This is a genomic window from Luteimonas pelagia (genome assembly GCF_054776035.1).
This window is the reverse complement of record NZ_BAAHCG010000001.1, coordinates 889,442-908,692: the sequence shown is the minus strand read 5'-3', so window position 1 is coordinate 908,692 and position 19,251 is coordinate 889,442. Positions and strand designations below refer to the sequence as shown.

The 19,251-nt window shown below is 73.2% G+C and carries 18 protein-coding genes and 1 pseudogene; 15 read left to right on the top strand and 4 right to left on the bottom strand.

Annotated elements, in window-relative coordinates; translation table 11 throughout:
• Window positions 1-6: 6 nt before the first annotated feature.
• Window positions 7-711, bottom strand: coding sequence for a helix-turn-helix transcriptional regulator (locus ACYU7H_RS04185; RefSeq protein WP_460812715.1), 705 nt, complete (start codon window positions 709-711; stop codon window positions 7-9).
• Between the two features lie 167 nt (window positions 712-878).
• Between ACYU7H_RS04185 and gspE the strand changes: the two genes are divergently transcribed.
• The 14 genes and pseudogenes from gspE (at window position 879) to ACYU7H_RS04115 (ending at window position 14,178) form a co-directional block, all read left to right on the top strand.
• Entirely contained in the window at window positions 879-2,612 is a 1,734-nt protein-coding gene (gene gspE, locus ACYU7H_RS04180; RefSeq protein WP_460813067.1) for a type II secretion system ATPase GspE, read from the top strand.
• A gap of 206 nt (window positions 2,613-2,818) precedes the next feature.
• Window positions 2,819-3,112, top strand: coding sequence for a GIY-YIG nuclease family protein (locus ACYU7H_RS04175; RefSeq protein WP_460812713.1), 294 nt, complete (start codon window positions 2,819-2,821; stop codon window positions 3,110-3,112).
• Between the two features lie 160 nt (window positions 3,113-3,272).
• Complete coding sequence (xpsF, locus tag ACYU7H_RS04170) at window positions 3,273-4,490, top strand: type II secretion system protein XpsF (RefSeq protein WP_460812711.1); 1,218 nt, start codon at window positions 3,273-3,275, stop codon at window positions 4,488-4,490.
• 106 nt (window positions 4,491-4,596) lie between these two features.
• The gene (gspG, locus tag ACYU7H_RS04165) at window positions 4,597-5,034 is read left to right on the top strand and encodes a type II secretion system major pseudopilin GspG (RefSeq protein WP_460812709.1); all 438 of its coding nucleotides are present in this window, start codon (window positions 4,597-4,599) and stop codon (window positions 5,032-5,034) included.
• Window positions 5,035-5,050: 16 nt separating this feature from the next.
• Window positions 5,051-5,509 carry a type II secretion system protein XpsH gene (gene xpsH, locus ACYU7H_RS04160; RefSeq protein ID WP_460812708.1) on the top strand — a complete coding sequence of 153 codons (459 nt, stop codon included), beginning with the start codon at window positions 5,051-5,053 and terminating at the stop codon, window positions 5,507-5,509.
• Window positions 5,506-5,943 carry a type II secretion system protein XpsI gene (xpsI, locus tag ACYU7H_RS04155; protein WP_460812706.1) on the top strand — a complete coding sequence of 146 codons (438 nt, stop codon included), beginning with the start codon at window positions 5,506-5,508 and terminating at the stop codon, window positions 5,941-5,943. Before xpsH ends, xpsI begins: the two co-directional genes overlap by 4 nt.
• Window positions 5,940-6,599 (top strand): type II secretion system protein J, encoded by a 660-nt coding sequence (locus ACYU7H_RS04150; protein ID WP_460812705.1) that lies wholly within the window; start codon window positions 5,940-5,942, stop codon window positions 6,597-6,599. Before xpsI ends, ACYU7H_RS04150 begins: the two co-directional genes overlap by 4 nt.
• Before the next feature lie 44 nt (window positions 6,600-6,643).
• Window positions 6,644-7,486, top strand: coding sequence for a type II secretion system minor pseudopilin (locus ACYU7H_RS04145; protein ID WP_460813065.1), 843 nt, complete (start codon window positions 6,644-6,646; stop codon window positions 7,484-7,486).
• Window positions 7,483-8,679 carry a PilN domain-containing protein gene (locus tag ACYU7H_RS04140; protein ID WP_460812703.1) on the top strand — a complete coding sequence of 399 codons (1,197 nt, stop codon included), beginning with the start codon at window positions 7,483-7,485 and terminating at the stop codon, window positions 8,677-8,679. Before ACYU7H_RS04145 ends, ACYU7H_RS04140 begins: the two co-directional genes overlap by 4 nt.
• On the top strand, window positions 8,663-9,286 hold the full coding sequence (gene gspM, locus ACYU7H_RS04135; protein ID WP_460812702.1) for a type II secretion system protein GspM: 624 nt from the start codon (window positions 8,663-8,665) through the stop codon (window positions 9,284-9,286). Before ACYU7H_RS04140 ends, gspM begins: the two co-directional genes overlap by 17 nt.
• Window positions 9,276-10,082, top strand: coding sequence for a type II secretion system protein XpsN (locus ACYU7H_RS04130; RefSeq protein ID WP_460812700.1), 807 nt, complete (start codon window positions 9,276-9,278; stop codon window positions 10,080-10,082). Before gspM ends, ACYU7H_RS04130 begins: the two co-directional genes overlap by 11 nt.
• A gap of 160 nt (window positions 10,083-10,242) precedes the next feature.
• Window positions 10,243-12,381: a type II secretion system secretin GspD gene (gene gspD / locus ACYU7H_RS04125; RefSeq protein ID WP_460813063.1), complete on the top strand. Its 2,139-nt coding sequence runs from the start codon at window positions 10,243-10,245 to the stop codon at window positions 12,379-12,381.
• A 7-nt stretch (window positions 12,382-12,388) separates the two neighbouring features.
• Window positions 12,389-13,231: pseudogene (locus ACYU7H_RS04120) on the top strand (glycosyltransferase family 2 protein); the annotation flags it as partial.
• A gap of 89 nt (window positions 13,232-13,320) precedes the next feature.
• Window positions 13,321-14,178: a glycosyltransferase family 2 protein gene (locus ACYU7H_RS04115; protein WP_460812698.1), complete on the top strand. Its 858-nt coding sequence runs from the start codon at window positions 13,321-13,323 to the stop codon at window positions 14,176-14,178.
• Here ACYU7H_RS04115 and ACYU7H_RS04110 read toward each other — a convergent pair.
• The 3 genes from ACYU7H_RS04110 to ettA form a co-directional block, all read right to left on the bottom strand.
• Window positions 14,175-14,690 (bottom strand): hypothetical protein, encoded by a 516-nt coding sequence (locus ACYU7H_RS04110; protein ID WP_460812697.1) that lies wholly within the window; start codon window positions 14,688-14,690, stop codon window positions 14,175-14,177. The genes ACYU7H_RS04115 and ACYU7H_RS04110 overlap by 4 nt on opposite strands.
• An 85-nt stretch (window positions 14,691-14,775) precedes the next feature.
• Window positions 14,776-15,588 (bottom strand): orotidine-5'-phosphate decarboxylase, encoded by an 813-nt coding sequence (pyrF, locus tag ACYU7H_RS04105; RefSeq protein WP_460813062.1) that lies wholly within the window; start codon window positions 15,586-15,588, stop codon window positions 14,776-14,778.
• Window positions 15,589-15,895: 307 nt separating this feature from the next.
• Window positions 15,896-17,557, bottom strand: coding sequence for an energy-dependent translational throttle protein EttA (ettA, locus tag ACYU7H_RS04100; RefSeq protein ID WP_460812695.1), 1,662 nt, complete (start codon window positions 17,555-17,557; stop codon window positions 15,896-15,898).
• 412 nt (window positions 17,558-17,969) lie between these two features.
• On the opposite strand from ettA, the gene glyA reads away from it, so the two are divergent.
• A complete protein-coding gene (gene glyA / locus ACYU7H_RS04095; protein ID WP_460812694.1) occupies window positions 17,970-19,238 on the top strand; it encodes a serine hydroxymethyltransferase in 1,269 nt (422 codons plus the stop codon).
• Window positions 19,239-19,251: the final 13 nt, after the last annotated feature.

Sequence of the window (19,251 nt, the reverse complement as noted above, 5' to 3'; positions counted from 1 at the left end):
CGGGCTTCATCGCCCACGTGGTGTAGGGGCGACGGGCGGTAGCGAACCGCCCCGCAGGCGGGCGCCGACCAGCGCGACGAGCGCCGCCTGGCTGTGCGTGCCGGTCTTGGCCATCGCCGCCTTGAGCTGCGTGCGCACCGTGTGCACCGACCGGCCCGACTGCGCGGCGATGCCCGCGACCGAGCCGGTGGCATGCAGCATCAGCGCGGCCTCGGCTTCCTTGCGCGTCAGTCCGTGCGCCCGGCACAGCGCCGCGACCGCCTCGGTGTCGAGGCCGCCGCCGAGGACTTCGGCCAGCACGAGGCGCTGCACGGGCAGGTCCGCGCTGGCGCCGAAGTCCAGCGCCTCCAGGCGCAGGCGCAGGGGCGTGCCCGCCACGCAGGGCACCGGCAGGTCCAGCGACGCGCCGGTGCCCGGCCGCGTGCAGGCGCGGGCGAGCTGCTGCAGGCGCGCATCCAGCCCGGGCCCGTCGACGACCAACCTGTCGTCGACCACGCGCAGGCCGTACCCGGCCTGGAGCCGGCGTTGCGCGGCCACGTTGGCGTGCCAGATCCGGCACCGTGCATCCGGCTCCAGCAGCAGCAATGCATTGGGCATCAGGTCCAGGACGGCGACCAGGCTGCGCGCGCGGGCGATCCAGCGCAGGCCGGCGGGGCGTTCCTCGCGTTCGCGGCGTCGCTCCGGCCGTGTCGGCACCCCGTCCCCCGGCATGTCGCCCCCCTCCCGTCGGGACGTCGGCGGGACGCCGTTGTCCTTGACATGGATGACGCAAATTCCATGCCGGACAGGCCCCGGGTCGTCCTCCCGTCCGTCGCCGCGACGGCCGGCACGCGTCCGCGCCACGCTGCTAGAGTGCGCTGGTGCAGGAGGACGGCGCGATGAATGCGGTGATGGATCCGACACCGGACGCGGGTGGCGCACCGACGGACGCGGAGTCGCGGATCGTCGAGGCGCTGCTCGAGCGGGGCCGCCTCAAGGCGCCCGACCTGGCGCGCGCGCGCCGCCTGCAGGAGGAAACCGGCGGCAGCCTGCTGACCCTGCTCGGCAGGCTGGGGCTGGTGTCAGAGCGCGACCACGCCGAGACCGTGGCCGACGTCCTCGACCTGCCGCTGGTGAGCACCAAGGACGTGCCGGAACTGCCGCCCGAGGGCGCGGGCGCCGCGCTGTCGGCGAAGTTCATGAAGCAGTTCCACGTGGTGGCGGTGGGCGAGGGGGCCGACCACGTCGACGTGCTCGCCGCCGACCCGCAGGACCCGTACGTGCTCGACGCCGTGCGCCTGGCCACCGGCCGCGCGCCGCGCGCGAGCGTGGCGCTGCGTTCGGAGATCGACGACCTGGTCGAGCGCTGGCACGGCACCGGCCGCAGCGCGATGGGCGCGATCGTCGAGACCGCCGAGGGCGAGGGCGGCGACCTGGACGACGTCGAGCACCTGCGCGACCTCGCGTCCGAGGCGCCGGTCATCCGCCTGGTCAACCTGGTCATCCAGCGCGCGGTCGAGCTGCGCGCCTCCGACATCCACATCGAGCCGTTCGAGAACCGGCTCAAGGTGCGCTACCGCATCGACGGCGTGCTGGAGGAGGGCGAGAGCCCGCCGGCGAACCTGACCGCCGCGGTGATCAGCCGCATCAAGATCATGGCGCGGCTCAACATCGCCGAGCGCCGGCTGCCGCAGGACGGCCGGATCATGATCCGCGTGCAGGGCAAGGAACTGGACCTGCGCGTGTCGACGGTGCCGACCGCGCACGGCGAGTCGGTGGTGATGCGCCTGCTCGACCGCGAGACGGTGGTGTTCGACTTCCACCGCCTCGGCTTCACCGACGAATTCCTGCCGCAGTTCGAGCACGTGCTGCAGCAGCCGCACGGCATCCTCCTGGTGACGGGTCCGACCGGCTCGGGCAAGACCACGACGCTGTACACGGCGCTGTCGCGGCTCAACACGCCGGACGTCAAGATCATCACCGTCGAGGATCCGGTCGAGTACCAGATCGAGGGCATCAACCAGATCCAGGCCAAGCCGCAGATCGGCCTGGACTTCGCCAACGCGCTGCGCTCGATCGTCCGCCAGGACCCGGACATCATCATGATCGGCGAGATGCGCGACCTGGAGACCGCGCGCATCGCGATCCAGTCCGCGCTCACCGGCCACCTGGTGCTCAGCACGCTGCACACCAACAACGCCGCCGGCGGCATCACCCGCATGCTCGACATGGGGGTGGAGGACTACCTGCTGACATCGACCGTCAACGGCATCCTCGCCCAGCGCCTGGTGCGCCGGCTCGAGCCCACGCACGCCGAGCGCTACCCGGCGAGCCCCGAGGAGATCGAGAAGTTCGGCCTGCGCCGCTTCCAGCCGGAAGGCGAGATCTTCCTGTACCGCGCGAAGGGCTCGGAACTGGCGCCGGGCGGCTACCTTGGCCGCACCACGATCATGGAGTTCCTGGTCATGGACGACGAGCTGCGTCGCGCGGTGATGCGCCACGCCGGGATGGGCGAGATCGAGCGCATCGCCCGCGACCGCGGCATGCGCACCATGTACGAGGACGGCATTGCCAAGGCCCTGGCCGGCGTGACCACCATCGAAGAGGTCCTGCGCGTCACCGAAGACGCCTGACGCCACCCGCGATTCCACCCAGGACCGTCATTCCACCCCACACCGTCATTCCAACCCGCACCGTCATTCCCGCGAAGGCGGGAATCCCGCCACTCAGCTCATCGTCATTCCCGCGAAGGCGGGAATCCATCCATACCCCGCCAGTCAACCTCATCGTCATTCCCGCGAAGGCGGGAATCCATCGCCCGGGCAAGGAGGCCCAGACAATGGACAGGCATCCCGCCGTCTACGTCCTCGCCAGCCGCCCCCGCGGCACGCTGTACACCGGCGTCACCAGCAACCTCGTCGCCCGCGTCTGGCAGCACCGCGAGCACGTGGTGGCGGGCTTCACGACGCAATACGATGTGACACGGCTGGTGTGGTTCGAGGTGCATGGCGACATGGCGTCGGCCATCACGCGGGAGAAGCGGCTGAAGAAGTGGAACCGGGCGTGGAAGATCCGGCTGGTGGAGGCGATGAATCCGGCGTGGGAGGATCTGTGGCCGTCGATTCTCGCGTGAGGCCGGCCTGCGGATTTGCCTGACGGGCGCGGGGATGGATTCCCGCCTGCGCGGGAATGACGGGTGTGGCGGAGTGGCGGGATGTGGGTGGATTCCCGCCTGCGCGGGAATGACGGGTGTGGCGGAATGACGTGTATGTGCGTGTGACGGCGGAGGATCGATGCCCCTGTACCGCTACAAGGCGCTGAACGCGCGCGGCGAGCTGCTCGACGGGCAGATGGAGGCCGCCAGCGACGCCGAGGTCGCGCAGCGACTGCAGGAGCAGGGCCACCTGCCCGTGGAGGCGCGCCCGGCCAGCGAGGGTGGCGGCGAGTCGACCTGGCGCGCGCTGTTCAAGGCCCGCCCGTTCGCCGGCGCGAGGCTGGTGCAGTTCACCCAGCAGCTGGCGACGCTGCTGTCCGCCGGCCAGCCGCTGGACCGCGCGCTGACGATCCTGCTGGAACTGCCCGAGGACGAATCCGCGCGGCGCACCATCGCCGACGTGCGCGACGCGGTGCGCGGCGGCGCGTCGCTGTCGACCGCGCTCGAGCGCCAGCACGGCACGTTCTCGCGGCTTTACGTGAACATGGTTCGCGCGGGCGAGGCGGGCGGCAGCCTGCACGAGACGCTGGCGCGGCTGGCGGAGTACCTGGAGCGCTCCCGCGCGCTGCGCGGCCGGGTGGTGAACGCGCTGATCTACCCCGCGATCCTGCTGGTGATGGTCGGGCTGAGCATGCTGTTCCTGCTCGGTTACGTCGTCCCGCAGTTCGCTGCGATGTACGAGAGCCTGGACGCGGAGCTGCCGCTGTTCTCGCGCATGGTGCTCGGGTTGGGCCAGTTCGTGGCCGACTTCTGGATCGTGCTGGTCGCGGTGCCCGCGCTCGCGGCGTGGTGGCTGGACCGCAAGCGGCGAGATCCCGCGGTGCGCGCGCGGCTGGACGACTGGCTGCTGCGGCAGAAGATCGCCGGGCCGCTCATCGCCAAGCTCGAGACCGCACGCCTGGCACGCACGCTGGGCACGCTGGTGCGCAACGGCGTGCCGCTGATGGCCGCGCTGGGCATCGGCCGCAACGTGATGGCCAACCGCACGCTGGCCGCGGACGTGGAGGCCGCCGCCGAGGAGGTCAAGAACGGCGTCGCGCTGTCCACGGCGCTCTCGCGCGGCAAGCGCTTCCCGCGGCTGGCGCTGCAGATGATCCAGGTCGGCGAGGAGTCCGGCGCGCTCGATGCCATGCTCCTGCGCACCGCCGACACCTTCGAGCACGAGACCGCGCTGGCGCTGGACCGGATGCTCGCCGCGCTGGTGCCGGTGGTGACCATCCTGCTCGCCGCGCTGGTGGGCGTGGTCATCCTGGCCGTCCTCACGCCGCTGTACGACCTGACCGGGGCGATCGGATGATCGCCGCCGGGCAGGGAACCGCGGCGTGGCCGCGCGGTCGCAACCGTGGCGGCGCGACGACGCCGGCCGTGTCCCAACCCTTCGCCCCCGCAGACAGGATCCAATGATGCACAACCGACGTTCCCCAATCCGCGCCGGCCGCGCGATGCGCGCCAAGCAGCGCGGCATGAGCCTGATCGAGATCATCATCGTCATCGTGCTGATCGGCGCGGTGCTGACCTTCGTCGGCTCGCGCGTGCTCGGCGGCGCCGACCGCGCCAAGGCCAACCTCGCCAAGTCGCAGGTGCAGACGCTGGCGCAGAAGGTGCAGTCGTACGAGATGGACACCGGCGCGCTGCCGGACACGCTCGACGCGCTGGTCACCGACCCGGGTGCCGCCGGCTGGCTCGGCCCCTACGCCAAGGACGCCGAACTGCGCGACCCCTGGAACCACCCGTACGTGTACGCGGTGCCGGGCGAGTCGGGCCCGTTCGACCTGGTGAGCCTGGGCAAGGACGGCAAGCCGGGCGGCAGCAGCACCGACGCGGACATCCGCTACGAGTGACCCCGGGAGCGACGTCGTGACGGCACGCCACGCGCGCGGCGTCAGCCTGCTGGAGATGCTGCTGGTCGTCGCGCTCATCGCGGCGCTGAGCCTCGTCGCCGCCGCCGCGTACAGCGGCGGCATGGCGGGCATGCAGTTGCGGTCCACGGTCAAGGACATCGGCTCGAACCTGCGCTACACGCGCACGAGGGCGATCGCCACCGGCGAGCCGCAGCGCTTCACGATCGACCCGGCCACGCGCACGTGGACCGCGCCGAACGGACGGGACGGGGAGATCCCCGATTCGCTCGAGGTGTCGTTCACCGGTGCCCGCGAACTGCAGCCGGCCGAAGGCGTGGGCGCGATCGTGTTCTGGCCCGACGGTGCCGCCAGCGGCGGGCGCATCACGGTGTCGCGCGACGGTGCGGCGTGGGACATCGACGTGGCCTGGATGACCGGCGAGGTCCGGCTGCGCCGGTTGGAGGCGGGCGAATGAGGGCGCGCACGCGCGCGGGGGGCTTCACCCTGGTCGAGGTCATCGTCGCCTTCGCGCTGCTCGCGCTGGGGCTGGCGCTGATCCTCGGCGCGCTGACGCGCGCGACCGGGCAGGTCCGCTGGTCGGCCGACGCCGGGCGCGCGGCCCTGCATGCGCAATCGCTGCTCGACCAGGCCGGCGTGGGCGAGGCACTGGCGCCGGGGACACGCGAAGGCGAACTGGAGGACGGCCGCTACCGCTGGCGCATGGAGGTGGCCGAGTGGGCCGACCCCGACCTGCCGCCCGCCGCCGCCCGGCCGCTCGACCCGGTCGCCCCGCGGCTGCTGGAACTGCACCTGCAGGTGGCCTGGGGCGAAGGCGCGGACGAGCGGGTCTCGCTGCGTTCGCTGCGTTTCGTGCAGCCCGATCCGACGGCGCCGGTGCGGCTGCCATGAACGCGCGCCGCACCGCCGGCGGCTTCACCCTGGTCGAGATCCTCCTCGCCACCGTGCTACTGGCCACGGCGCTCGCGCTGGCCTTCGCGACGCTGCGCGCGGCCACCGGCGTGGCGATGCGCGGCGAGGCGCAGGCCACCCGCGCCGAACGCATGCGCGCGGTGTCCGGCTTCCTGCGCTCGCGCATCGGTGGCGCGCGCACCCAGGCCTTCGCCGTGGACGAGGACAGCGGGCTGCCGATCCGCTTCACGGGCGGACCCGACCACATGACCTTCGTCGCCGACCTGCCGGACTACCTCGGCCATGGCGGCCCGTACGTGCACACGCTCACCATCGAAGGCGACGAGGGCGCGCGGCGCCTGCTGCTGGCGCTGCAGGTGCTCGCGCCCCCGGGCGACGCGCCCCTGGCCCCGGACCCGCGGCCGCCGGAGGTGCTGGCCGACGACCTGGCCGCGGTCCGTTTCCGCTATCGCACCCTGGACGACCAGGGGCGCCTGGGGGAATGGGCGGGCGAATGGATGCTTCCCGAGCAGCTGCCGCTGCAGGTGGAGGTCACCGTGCGGGATGGCGAGGGCCGCGAGTGGCCGCCGATGGTCATCGCGCTGCCGCTGGCCGGGGCAGGCGGGATCGGCGGCATGCCGGGCGGGCTGCGTTGAGCGGGGCGACGGCCCGGGCGCGCGGCGCGGCGCTGCTGCTGGTGATGTGGCTGCTGGCGATGCTGGCGGCGCTGGTCGGGGCGTTCGCGCTCACCGCGCAGGTCGAGCGCTACCAGGGTCGCACGCTGGCCGGCGGCGTCGCCGCGGCGCAGGCCGCGCGCGCCGGCATCGAGTACGCGGTGTCGCGTGCGTCCTCGCAGGACCCCGAACGGATCTGGGTCCCGGACGGCCGGCCGTACGCGTGGACGTTCGACGGCGCGCGGGTCGACGTGTCGCTGGTGGACGAATCCGGCAAGCTCGACCTCAACCTCGCCGACGCGGTCCTGCTCGCGAACCTGCTGCGGGTGCTGGATGTCCCCGACGGCGACGCAGGTCGGTTGGCCGCGGCGATCGTCGACTGGCGCGACACCGATTCGCTGACCCAGCCGGGCGGCGGCGCGGAGGACGCGCAGTACGCGGCGGCCGACCGCCCGTACGGCGCGAAGGACGCGCCGATAGAGGGCATCGCCGAACTCGAGCAGGTGCTGGGCATGACGCCGGACCTGTTCGCGCGGCTGGTGCCCAACATCACCGTCTTCGGGGGGCGCGGCCGGCCGGACGCGGCGTATGCGCCGCCCGCGGTGCTGGCCGCGCTGGGACTGGACCCGGAGCAGGTCGCCGGCCTGCGCGCGCGCTGGGACCCCGCGTCCGGCGTGCCGCCGCCGATGTTGCCGGGCTTGGGCCCGGTCTCCGGCGGCGGCAGCGGCACGTATAGTATCGAGAGCCGCGCGCAGCTCGAGGACGGTCGACGTTCGACCCTTCGCGTCGTGGTGCGCGCCGGCGGGACCGGCCTGCCGGGCTCGGTCTACACACCCCTGTCGTGGGAGGAGGGAGTGGTGTCGCGATGACGTCGCTGCGCGCCAGGCTCGGCCGCGTGGGTGCCCGTGTTGCGCCCGGCGGGGGCGGTTTCCTCTCGTGGTGGGGCCGTGCGCTCGCCGCGTGGCTGCCGCGTCGCTGGCGGATCCTGTTCGGCCTCGAGCGCGGGCGGTTGCTGCTCGCGCCGGCGACCGGCGCGGACGGGATCGCGGAAGTGCGGCTCCGCCTGCAGGAGGACGCCGACCTGCGCGACCTCGGCCAGGTGCCGCTGCCCGCGTCGCCGTGGCCGGACGCCCTCCCGGCCGACGCGGCCACGGCCGATCCGTTCGCGCACCTGCTGTCCCCGGCGCTCGCCGACCTGCCGCGCTGGCTGGTGCTGCCCGCGGCCGACGCGCTGCGGCGGCGGCTCGTGCTCCCGGCCGCCGCGGTCGATCGGCTGCGCGAGGTGGTGGGCTTCGAGATCGATCGACAGACGCCATTCCCCGCCGAGGCGGTCGCCTACGATGCGCGCGTGGTCGGTCGGCGCGGCGACGCGCAGGTCGAGGTGGAGCTGGTCGCGGTGCCGCGGACCGCCGTGCAGGCCGGGCGCCAGGCGCTCGGTCCGCTCGACCGCAGCCTCGCCGGCATCGACGTCGCGGGCGCGGACGGCCTGCCGGTCGGCGTGAACCTGCTGGCACCGGCCGAACGCCGGCACGTCGCCGATCCCTGGCGCGGCTGGAACCTCGCGCTCGCGGGCGTCGCGCTGCTCACCCTCGCGCTCGCCCTGTGGCAGGTGCTGGACAACCGGCGCGACGCGGCCGACGCGTTCGAACAGGCGCTGGCGCCGCGTGCCCAGCAGGCACGCCAGGCCGCGATCCAGCGCCAGCAGTTGCAGGCGCTCGTCGAGGGCCAGGCCTTCCTCGACCAAGCGCGTGCGGCCCGCCCGGCGATGGTCGAGGTGCTGGACGAACTCGCGCGCCGGCTGCCCGACAGCACGTACCTGGAAAAGATCTCCGTCGAGGACGACCGCTTGCTGATCATCGGCCTGAGCGCCGAGGCCTCGGCGCTGGTGCGCCGGCTGGAGGCATCCAGCCTGTGGCGCTCGCCGGCGCTCACCGGGGCGCTGCAGCCCGACCCGCGGACCGGGCGCGACCGCTTCACGCTCACCGCCCAGCTGGTGGCCCCACCGGCACCCGGCGCGGCGCCGGTCACGGACACGGAGGCCGGCGATGCGGCTGCCCGCTGACCGCGACCGCTGGCTGGCACTCGCGCTGCTGCTCGGCGTGCTCGCGCTCGCGTACCTGTTGCTCCTGCACCCGTGGTGGACCGTGCCGATGGCCGAGGCGCAGGCGCGCATCGAGGCGCTGCGCGAGCGCGACCTGCGCGTGCGCGCGCAATTGCAGCAGGCGCCCGCGCTGGCGACGCGGCTGCAGGAAGTGCGTGCCACGCAGGCGCGGGGCGCGGGTTTCCTCGAGGAGCCCACCGCCGAACTGGCGACGGCAAGCCTGGTGCAGCGGCTCGAGTCGGTGGTGCAGGAGGCGAGCCCCGGAAACACGGCCTGCGCGATCACCAACCGCGCACCCGTGCCCGCCGCGGGCCGCGAGGACGACTACCGGCGTGTGACCGTGCAGGCGCGCCTGCGGTGCGGCCACGCCGAACTGGCTGCGGTGCTGCACGCGCTGGAGAGCGGGACCCCGCGCCTGTTCGTGGACAACCTCAACCTGGTCGCCGAGACGCGGGTCTTCCTGGGTGGCTCGAGCGGGGGGCAGGGCGGCATGGACGCAAGCTTCGAGCTGCACGGCTTCCTGCGGCCGACGCCGGCGTCCGATGGCGGGGTGGTCGATGCGCCTTGACGCCGCCGGCCCGCGCACCTGGTTGCTGGCCGCCCTCGCGGGTGGTGGCGCGGTGGCGTGGGTGCTCGCGCTGGCCGGCATGGGCGGGCGCATCGAGCCGCTGCCGGACGATCCCTCGCTGCAGCGGCCCCTGCCGCGCGACGTGGCGCCCGCGCCCGCGCGACTCGGCCCGCTGGCGCAGTACGACGAGATCGGCAGCCGCCCGCTGTTCACCTCCGACCGCCGTCCGAAGCCGTTCTCGCTGCAGTCCGGCGAGCCCGGCGCCGAGGCGCAGACCTTCGACTACGTCCTGACCGGCGTGATCCAGGCGCCGTCGCTGCAGATCGCGGTGCTGCAGCCGGCCGGTGGCGGCGAGCCCGTGCGCCTGCGCGTGGGCGAGTCGCCGGAAGGCGCCGGCGCCTGGCGCCTGGTCGCCGTGCATCCGCGCAGCGCCGTGTTCGAGGGGCCGGAGGGCCAGCAGGCGATCGACCTGCGCACCTGGGATGGCGTGGGCGGGGCGCCACCGACGCCGTCGCAACCGCCGGCGCCGCCGGCATCGGCCGACGTGATGACCGACGCGGACGCGCCCGCGCCGCCGGACGCCGCGATGCCCACCGCCGCGCCCCAAACCGTCGAATCCGCGGAGGCCGACCAGGCCCCCACCGCCGATGACGCGCAGGCGCGGATGGACGCGATCCGCCGACGCATCGAGGCGCGTCGCGAGCAGTTGCGGCGCGAGGCGCAGTCCGGCGGCAACGCGAAACCCACAGGCGAGGCCGGCCGCGAGGATCCGCCCATGTCGCCACCGACCCGATAGAGTGCACCCGATGACGACATCGCCCCTGACGACATCGCCCCGGATCCAGAGCCAGACGCCGGCCCATGCCGCTCCGGGCGCCGCGCCCACCGGGCCACGACCGCTGCGCGCGGGCCTGGCCGGGTTCGCGCTGGCGCTGCTGCTGGCGGCCTGCACCACGATGCCCGGGCCGGTGGTGTCGCGCGCCGGTGCGATCGGCACCGCGCCGCCCGCGGGCGCGCAGGCCGGCACGACGCCGGGGGCCACGACCACCGAGATCCTGCCCGAACGGGGCGCGGCGACCGGCGACCCGGCACCACAGGTCCGTCGCGGGACGGGCCAGGTGATCAACCAGGCGGCCGCCGCCGCGCCGCGCCCGGATCTGGGCGGCACCAGCGGCGCGGTGCGGCTGAATTTCGAGGGCGAGGCGCTGCACGCGGTCGTGAAGGCGGTGCTGGGCGACATGCTCGGCCAGAACTACGTGATCGCGCCGGGCGTGCAGGGCACGGTGACCCTGGCCACGCCGCAGGCCGTCAGCCCGGCGCAGGCGCTGAGCCTGCTGGAGATGGTGCTCGCCTGGAACAACGCGCGCATGGTGTATTCGGACGGCCGCTACAACATCGTGCCGTCCGACGTCGCGCTGGCCGGCACGGTGGCGCCGAGCACCGGGCCGGCGTCGGCCGCGCGCGGCTTCGAGTCGCGGGTGGTCCCGTTGCGCTACATCTCCGCCGAGGAGATGAAGAAGGTGCTCGAGCCGTACGCGCGGCCGAACGCCATCGTCGCCACGGACTCCGCGCGCAACCTCATCACCATCGCCGGCACGCGCGCCGAACTGCAGAACTACCTGCGCACGATCGAGATCTTCGACGTCGACTGGCTGAGCGGCATGTCGGTCGGCGTGTATCCCGTCGCCGGCAAGGCCTCGGACGTGGTGTCGGACCTGGAGAAGGTGTTCGGCGAGGACAGCAACTCGCCCGTCGCCGGCATGTTCCGCTTCCTGCCGCTGGACGGCGCCAACGCGGTGCTGGTGATCACGCCGCAGCCGGCGTACCTGGACGACATCCAGCAGTGGCTGGACCGGATCGCCGACGCGGGCGGCGAGCCGCAGCTGTTCTCTCACGAGCTCAAGTACGTGCGCGCACGCGATCTCGCCCAGCGGCTTTCGGAGGTGTTCGGCGGCAACCAGGGTTCGAGCCGCGGTCGCGGCGAGCCCTCGCTGATGCCGGGACTGACCGCGGGCAGCCTCGGCGGCGGTGGCGGAGGCCGCTCGCTCGGCGGCGGCCGCGACGCCGGGATGGGGGACGGCATGTCCGCCGGCGGGCAGGGCGGCGGGATGGAAAGCACGATGTCGCTGGACCCGCGCGAGGAGGGCGACGGCAGCGTCGCGCTGGAGGTCGAGGGATCCCGCGTGGGCGTGTCCGCGGTCGAGGAGACCAACACGCTGCTGGTGCGCGCCACGCCGCAGGCGTGGCGGTCGATCCGCGAGGTCGTCGAGCGCCTGGACGTGATGCCGCTGCAGGTGCACATCGAGGCCCAGGTCGCCGAGGTGAAGCTCGCCGGCGACCTCCGCTACGGCGTGAACTGGTTCTTCGAGAACGCGATCGACGACAGCCTGCGCGGCGCCGCGCTGAACCGCGGCTTCTGGGGCGACATCGAGGGCAGCGCGGGCAACGCGGGGCTGGCCTGGACGTTCCTGGGCAACAACGCGATGGCCACCATCAGCGCGCTGGACGAGGTCACCGACGTGCAGTTGCTGCAGACCCCGTCGGTGGTCGTGCGCAACAACGCCGAGGCCGAACTCAACGTCGGCACGAGCATCCCGGTGCAGACGGTGTCGTTCAACCCGATCGGCGGCAACGAAGGCACCGTCGCCCAGGTGCAGTACCTGGACACCGGCGTGATCCTGCGGGTGCGCCCGCGCGTCACCCGCGAGGGCATGGTGTTCCTGGAGATGGTCCAGGAAGTCAGCTCGCCGGGGCCGGTGCCGCAGAACTGCGACGTCAACTGCAACGTGCCGATCGACACCCGGCGCCTGAAGACCGAGGCCGCCGTGCAGAGCGGCGAGACGGTGATGCTGGCCGGCCTGATCAGCGACGGCGTGGCCCGTGGCTCGAGCGGCATCCCGGGCCTGAGCCGGATCCCGGTGATCGGCGGCCTGTTCGGCACGCAGACCTCGCGCACCGACCGCAGCGAAGTGATCATCCTGCTGACGCCGCGCGTCATCCGCGATCCGCAGCAGGCCCGCGAGCTGACCGACGAATACGGCCGCCGGTTCCGCGCGCTGGAGCCGATGCGGGTGACCACCCAGCCGGTGCCCTGATCGCCGCGTGACCGCTTCCGCACCCACCGCGGATGCCCTGCCGGTGGTGCTGCTGCCGCTGGGCCCGGACGACGACGCGCTCGACGCCTGCCTGGCCTCGCTGGAGGCGGGCACGCCGCGCGGCACGCGCGTGTGGCTGGCGGACGACGCGGCCGCAGGCCCGCGCGCGCTGGCGATCGTCGACGGCTGGCTGGCGCGCACCCGGTTGCAGGCGCACTACACCCGGCGGCAGCGCCCGGTCGGCGAGAGCGCGCACCTGCACGAACTGCTCGCCGCCTGCGGCGATGCCGACGTCGTGGTGCTGGCGCCCGACGCGCGGCCGGCGCCCGGCTGGCTGGTGCAGCTGGCCGCCTGCCTGCGGCGCGACCCCGCCATCGGCACCGCGACGCCCTGGTGCAACGCCGGCGAGGCGACCGCGTGGCCCCGCATCGGTGACATCGCGCCCGCGCCGCCGTTGGCCGACATCGCGCCGGCCGCCGCGGCGATGCCGCCGCGCCATCCCGAACTGCCCTCGGCGGTGGGCCACGCGGTCGCGCTCCGGGGGCGCGCCCTGCAGCGCGCCGGCGGACTGGACGTGGACAGCTTCGGCTCGTGGTACGCGGCGCTGGTCGACCTGTCGCTGCGCCTGGCGGGCCTGGGTTGGCGCAACGCGCTGTGCGACACCGCCTTCGTCGCGCGCGAACGCGAGGGTGCGCCGTTCGACGGCGACCTCGACGCGCTGGCCGCGCGCTGGCCGGCGTGGCACGCGCGCCTGGCCCGGTTCCTGATGGACGACCCGCTGCGGCCGCTGCGCGAGGAACTTGCGCGCCGGCTGGCCGCCCGCGACGCCGCCGGCCCGCAGCCCGACCTGTTTCCCGGCGCCGCGGCGCCGGCAGCCGCCCCCACCGATGACGCGGCCTCCGGCGCAGCGCTCCCGGCGCCGGCCGCCGAGGCCGTGCCATGAGCGGGTCCGGCGACGCGATCGGCGCGGTCGTGGTGACCTACCGGAGCGAGGCGACGATCGGCGAGTGCCTGGACCGGCTGCGCGCGGCGCGCGGCGTTGCCGCGATCCGCGTGGTCGACAACGGCTCCGACGACGGCACCGTGTCGGTCGTGCAGCGCCACGCGCTGGCGGATCCGCGGGTGCGCTTCGTCGCCAACCCCGACAACCCCGGCTTCGCCGTGGCCTGCAACCAGGGCGCGGCCGACCTGCGCGACGACGCGCCCGCGTGGCTCGCCTTCGTGAACCCGGATTGCCTGGTCGATGCGGACTCGCTGGTCCGCCTGCGCGAACACGCCGTGGCGCTCGGCGGCGACGCGCTGGTCGGCGCGGACCTGGTCGACGAGGCGGGCGTGCGCGACGCCGCGGCGCGGCGCCGAGACCCGGACTTCGCCGCGATGCTGCGCGCCCCCTGGGCGGCGACGCGCCTCGGGGTGCCGTTCGACGGCGACGCTCCCCTGCAGCGGGTGGACGCGGTGTCGGGCGCGCTGATGCTCATGCCATGGCGGCTGTTCGCGCGCATCGATGGCTTCGACACCGGCTACCGCCTGCATGCCGAGGACCTGGACCTGTGCCGGCGCGCGCGCGAGGCCGGCGCCGCCGTCGCGGTCGCCAACGACGTGCGCGTGGTGCACCTGCGCGGCGTGTCCTCGCGCTCCCGGCCGGTCTTCGTGGAGTGGCACAAGCACCGCGGCCTGTGGCGCTACTTCCGCCGCTTCGAGGCGGCGCGCCGGCCGGCGTGGCTGCGTGCCGCGGTCGGGGCGATGATCTGGGCGCGCTTCCCGCTCGGGGTGCTGCGCGCGCTGGCCCGGCGCTAGCGGAAGCGGAACTTCACCTGCAGGCCGAGCGTGGCGGGCGTGACGTCATCCAGCGGCGGCAGCAGGATCAGGTTGGCCCCGACGCGGGTCCATTCGATCTTCGCCACCAGGCCGCCCGCGGGCGCGATGCCGCCGTCGTTGTAGCCCGGATAGCCGGTGACCACGCCGCCGAACGCGCCGACGCGCACGTGGTCCCCGAGCGCGAACGGGGTGAACTGGTAGACGGCGTAGAACGAGCCTTCCTCGAGCGAGTTGTGGAACCAGCCGGCCGCCACCGCGTGCGCCGGCCGCCATTGCGCCTCCACGCCCACGCCCGGGTTGAACTCGTTGAACGACTCGCCGGGCGCCAGGTAGTCGGATTCGTCGCCGAAATGGTGCGAACCGATGTTGGCGTTGCCCCACCACTCGGGCGCGGCCGGTCGCCCGTCCGCGGCCTGCGCGGTGGCGGTGGAGAGCAGGCCGACCAGGCCGAGCGCGACGGCGGTGCGGAGGGCGGAACGCGGGGTGTGCATGCGGGCGACCGTATGGCGGGCACGCGCGGATGCTAGCGCGCGGCTGTCATGCCGCGGTCATCCGTCCTGCACCTGGCTGAACCGGTCAGCGGTGGCGGTTGAGCAGGTCGCGCAGGTCGCGCGCCGCGGCCGCGGCGGCGTCGGCGAAATCCTCGCCCCCCGAGGCATAGAGGATCGCGCGCGAGGAACTCACCAGCAGGCCGGTGCCCTCGGCCGTGCGCGCGTTGCGCACCACCGCCCCGGCGTCGCCGCCCTGCGCGCCGACGCCCGGTACAAGCAGCGGCATGTCGCCGACGATCGCGCGCACCTCGCGCAACTGTTCCGGCCAGGTCGCGCCGACCACCAGCGCGCAGTTGCCATTCCCGTTCCATTCGCCCGCCACCTTCCGGGCGACGTGCTGGTACAGCGGACGGCCATCGATCACCAGGTCCTGCAGGTCGCCTGCGCCCGGGTTGGACGTGCGGCACAGGATCACCACGCCGCGGTCGGCGCGGTCCAGGAACGGCTGCACGGAATCCCGGCCGAGATACGGGTTGGCGGTCACCGCGTCCGCGGCGTAGCGGTCGAAGGCCTCGGCCGCGTAGTGCTTCGCGGTGCTGCCGATGTCGCCGCGCTTGGCGTCCAGGATCACGGGGATGCCGGGGTGGGCGGCGTGCACGTGGGCGATGAGGCGGGCGAGGGCGTCCTCGGCGCCGAGCGCCGCGAAGTGGGCGATCTGCGGCTTGAAGGCGCAGGCGAACCCGGCGGTCGCGTCGACGATGTCGCGGCAGAAACCGAACGCCGCATCGGGATCACCGGCGAACCGCGCGGGGAACTTCGCCGGCTCCGGATCCAGCCCGACGCAGACCAGCGTGTCGGCGTCCGCCCAGCGTGCCCTCAGTGCCTGCATGAAGCCCATCGCCACCTCCCTCCGGTTGACCGTCATCCCGCTCGGCCGTCATTCCCACCGGGCCGTCCTTTCCAACCGCCCGTCATTCCCAGCCCGCTGCCGTCATTCCCGCCCCGGTGCCGTCATTCCCACCCCGCTGCCGTCACCCCGGTGCCGTCATTCCCACCCCGCTGCCGTCATTCCCGCGAAGGCGGGAATCCATCTTGCCCCCCGCAGTGGATCCCCGCCTTCGCGGGGATGACGACGTCGGGCCGGGCGAAGCGAAAATGGATCCCCGCCTTCGCGGGGATGACGCCGTGGCCGGGCCGCCGCGAGGTCACTTCAGCGCCTTGAACCGCAGGCGGTGCGGGCCGGCGGCCTCGTCGCCCAGGCGGCGCTTCTTGTCTTCCTCGTACTCGCGGTAGTTGCCCTGGAAGAACTCCACGTGCGAGTCGCCCTCGAACGCCAGGATGTGCGTGGCGATGCGGTCCAGGAACCAGCGGTCGTGCGAGATCACGAAGGCGTTGCCCGGGAACTCGAGCAGCGCGTCCTCGAGCGCGCGCAGCGTCTCGACGTCCAGGTCGTTGGACGGCTCGTCGAGCAGCAGCACGTTGCCGCCCTGGAGCAGGGTCTTGGCCATGTGCAGGCGGCCGCGCTCGCCGCCCGAGAGCGAACCCACGCGCTTCTGCTGGTCGGAACCCTTGAAGTTGAAGCGGCCGATGTAGGCGCGCGACTGGATCTCGATGCCGTTGATGTTGAGGATGTCCAGCCCGCCGGACACCTCCTCCCACACGTTCTTGTCGCCCTCCAGCGCCTCGCGGCTCTGGTCGACGTAGGCCAGGTTCACGGTCGGGCCCATGATGATCTCGCCCGAGTCCGGCTTCTCCTGCCCGGTGATCATCTTGAACAGGGTCGACTTGCCGGCGCCGTTCGGGCCGATGATGCCGACGATCGCGCCCGGCGGGACGATGAAGCTGAGGTCGTCGATCAGCAGCCGGTCGCCGAACTTCTTCGACACGTTGCGGAACTCGACCACCGAGTTGCCCAGGCGCTCGCCCGGCGGGATGAAGATCTCGTTGGTCTCGTTGCGGCGCTGGTAGTCGACCGACTGCAGCTCGTCGAGCCGCGCCAGGCGCGCCTTGCCCTTGGAGCGGCCGCCCTTGGCGTTCTGCCGCGCCCACTCGAGCTCCTTCTGGATCGCCTTCTGGCGCGCCTTCTCCTGCGATTCCTCGCGCTTGAGGCGGTCCTCCTTCTGCACCAGCCACTCGGTGTAGTTGCCCTTCCAGGGGATGCCGCGGCCGCGGTCGAGCTCGAGGATCCACTCGGCGGCGTTGTCCAGGAAGTAGCGGTCGTGGGTGACGGCCACCACGGTGCCCGGGAAGCGGGCCAGGAACTGCTCCAGCCACTCGACCGACTCGGCGTCCAGGTGGTTGGTCGGCTCGTCGAGCAGCAGCATGTCCGGCTTCGACAGCAGCAGGCGGCACAGCGCGACGCGGCGCTTCTCGCCGCCCGACAGCGGGCCGATCTTCGCGTCCCACGGCGGCAGGCGCAGGGCGTCGGCGGCGACCTCGAGCTGCTGCTCGAGCAGGTGCGCGTCGCCCGAGGCCAGGATCGCCTCCAGGCGCTCCTGCTCCTTGGCCAGCGCGTCAAAGTCCGCGCCTTCCTCGGCGTAGGCGGCGTACACCTCGTCCAGGCGGTGCTGCGCCCTGAGGATGTCGCCCACGCCTTCCTCGACCGCCTCGCGCACGGTCTGCTCCGGATCGAGCTCCGGCTCCTGCGGCAGGTAGCCGACCTTGATGCCGGCCTGCGGACGCGCCTCGCCGGTGAAGTCCTGGTCCACGCCGGCCATGATCCGCAGCACCGTGGACTTGCCCGAGCCGTTCAGGCCCAGCAGGCCGATCTTGGCGCCGGGGAAGAACGACAGCGAGATGTCCTTGATGATCTGGCGCTTCGGCGGGACCGTCTTGGACACGCCGTTCATGGTGTAGATGTACTGCATGGATGCGTTCTCGGTGCGTGGGGCGACGCGGCTCGCAGGCGGACGGCAGCGACCTGCCTGTGGGGGCAGGGGCCGGCCTGGATCGCGGGAAGCGCGCATTATCGGTGATCCCGCCGGCCGCTGCCACGGCGCCGGTGGGCGCGTCCGCGGGCAGGGGCGGGCATCCGCCCGGGCGGTCACGGACCCGTTCGCGGCGACGTCGCGAAGGGCATCGCGGGCGTAGGCCCGCTCCTACGGGGGTATTCGACGACGCCCGCCTGCCCCTGTAGGAGCGCGCCTACGCGCGCGATCGCTCCGAAGCGGATCCAAGGGGGCGCCAGCCACCCGGCCCGCAGCCACCACACCTCCGCCCCGGCAGCCGCCACGGCCGAGCCGCTACACTGCATGGCCTTCCCCAGCCCCCGGAGCGGCGATGTTCCCGCGCGATGCCCGCATCGAAGGATTCGACCCCGAACTGGCCCAGGCGATCGCCGACGAGCGCCGCCGCCAGGAGGACCACGTCGAGCTGATCGCCAGCGAGAACTACGCCAGCCCGCGGGTGCTCGAGGCCCAGGGCAGCGTGCTGACCAACAAGTACGCCGAGGGCTACCCGGGCAAGCGCTACTACGGCGGCTGCGAGTACGTCGACGTCGCGGAGCGGCTGGCCATCGACCGCGTGAAGCAACTCTTCGGCGCCGACTACGCGAACGTCCAGCCCCATTCCGGCTCGCAGGCCAACCAGGCCGTGTACCTGTCGCTGCTGCAGCCGGGCGACCGCATCCTGGGCATGAGCTTGGCCCACGGCGGCCACCTGACCCACGGCGCCAAGGTCAACATCTCCGGCAAGCTCTTCGACGCCGCCCAGTACGGCGTCAACGACCAGGGCCTGATCGACTACGACGAGGTCGAGCGCCTCGCCGTCGAGCACAAGCCGAAGATGGTCGTCGCCGGCTTCTCCGCGTACTCGCAGGTGGTGGACTGGGCGCGCTTCCGCGCCATCGCCGACAAGGTCGGCGCCTACCTGTTCGTGGACATGGCGCACGTCGCCGGCCTGATCGCCGCGGGTGTCTACCCGAACCCGCTGCCGCACGCCCACGTGGTCACCTCCACCACGCACAAGACCCTGCGCGGTCCGCGCGGCGGCATCATCGTCGCGAAGGCGCCGGACGAGGACCTGCAGAAGAAGCTGCAGTCGATCGTGTTCCCGGGCATCCAGGGCGGGCCGCTCATGCACGTGATCGCCGCGAAGGCCGTCGCGTTCAAGGAGGCGCTCGAGCCGGGGTTCAAGAGCTACCAGCAGCAGGTCGTGAAGAACGCCCAGGCGATGGCCCGCACGATCATCGAACGCGGCTACCGCATCGTGTCCGGCGGCACCGGGAACCACCTGATGCTGGTCGACATGATCGGCAAGGAAGTGGCCGGCAAGGCGGTCACCGGCAAGGAGGCGGAGGCCGCCCTCGGCCGCGCCCACATCACCGTCAACAAGAACGCGGTGCCCAACGACCCGCAGAAGCCGTTCGTGACCTCGGGCCTGCGCATCGGCACCCCGGCGGTCACCACCCGCGGCTACGGCGAGCAGGACTGCGTGGACCTGGCCAACTGGATGTGCGACGTGCTCGACGCGCCCGCCGACGAGGGCGTGATCGCCTCGGTCCGCGACAAGGTCACCGCGCAGTGCCGCAAGTTCCCGGTGTATGGCTGACCGCGATCGCGCC

Excerpts from the sequence above, each read along its gene's own strand:
- ACYU7H_RS04185 (WP_460812715.1), bottom strand. The coding sequence starts at position 711 with ATGCCGGGGGACGGGGTGCCGACACGGCCGGAGCGACGCCGCGAACGC.
- gspE (WP_460813067.1), top strand. The coding sequence starts at position 879 with ATGAATGCGGTGATGGATCCGACACCGGACGCGGGTGGCGCACCGACG.
- ACYU7H_RS04175 (WP_460812713.1), top strand. The coding sequence starts at position 2,819 with ATGGACAGGCATCCCGCCGTCTACGTCCTCGCCAGCCGCCCCCGCGGC.
- xpsF (WP_460812711.1), top strand. The coding sequence starts at position 3,273 with ATGCCCCTGTACCGCTACAAGGCGCTGAACGCGCGCGGCGAGCTGCTC.
- gspG (WP_460812709.1), top strand. The coding sequence starts at position 4,597 with ATGCACAACCGACGTTCCCCAATCCGCGCCGGCCGCGCGATGCGCGCC.
- xpsI (WP_460812706.1), top strand. The coding sequence starts at position 5,506 with ATGAGGGCGCGCACGCGCGCGGGGGGCTTCACCCTGGTCGAGGTCATC.
- ACYU7H_RS04150 (WP_460812705.1), top strand. The coding sequence starts at position 5,940 with ATGAACGCGCGCCGCACCGCCGGCGGCTTCACCCTGGTCGAGATCCTC.
- ACYU7H_RS04145 (WP_460813065.1), top strand. The coding sequence starts at position 6,644 with ATGTGGCTGCTGGCGATGCTGGCGGCGCTGGTCGGGGCGTTCGCGCTC.
- ACYU7H_RS04140 (WP_460812703.1), top strand. The coding sequence starts at position 7,483 with ATGACGTCGCTGCGCGCCAGGCTCGGCCGCGTGGGTGCCCGTGTTGCG.
- gspM (WP_460812702.1), top strand. The coding sequence starts at position 8,663 with ATGCGGCTGCCCGCTGACCGCGACCGCTGGCTGGCACTCGCGCTGCTG.
- ACYU7H_RS04130 (WP_460812700.1), top strand. The coding sequence starts at position 9,276 with ATGCGCCTTGACGCCGCCGGCCCGCGCACCTGGTTGCTGGCCGCCCTC.
- gspD (WP_460813063.1), top strand. The coding sequence starts at position 10,243 with ATGCCCGGGCCGGTGGTGTCGCGCGCCGGTGCGATCGGCACCGCGCCG.
- ACYU7H_RS04115 (WP_460812698.1), top strand. The coding sequence starts at position 13,321 with ATGAGCGGGTCCGGCGACGCGATCGGCGCGGTCGTGGTGACCTACCGG.
- ACYU7H_RS04110 (WP_460812697.1), bottom strand. The coding sequence starts at position 14,690 with ATGCACACCCCGCGTTCCGCCCTCCGCACCGCCGTCGCGCTCGGCCTG.
- pyrF (WP_460813062.1), bottom strand. The coding sequence starts at position 15,588 with ATGGGCTTCATGCAGGCACTGAGGGCACGCTGGGCGGACGCCGACACG.
- ettA (WP_460812695.1), bottom strand. The coding sequence starts at position 17,557 with ATGCAGTACATCTACACCATGAACGGCGTGTCCAAGACGGTCCCGCCG.
- glyA (WP_460812694.1), top strand. The coding sequence starts at position 17,970 with ATGTTCCCGCGCGATGCCCGCATCGAAGGATTCGACCCCGAACTGGCC.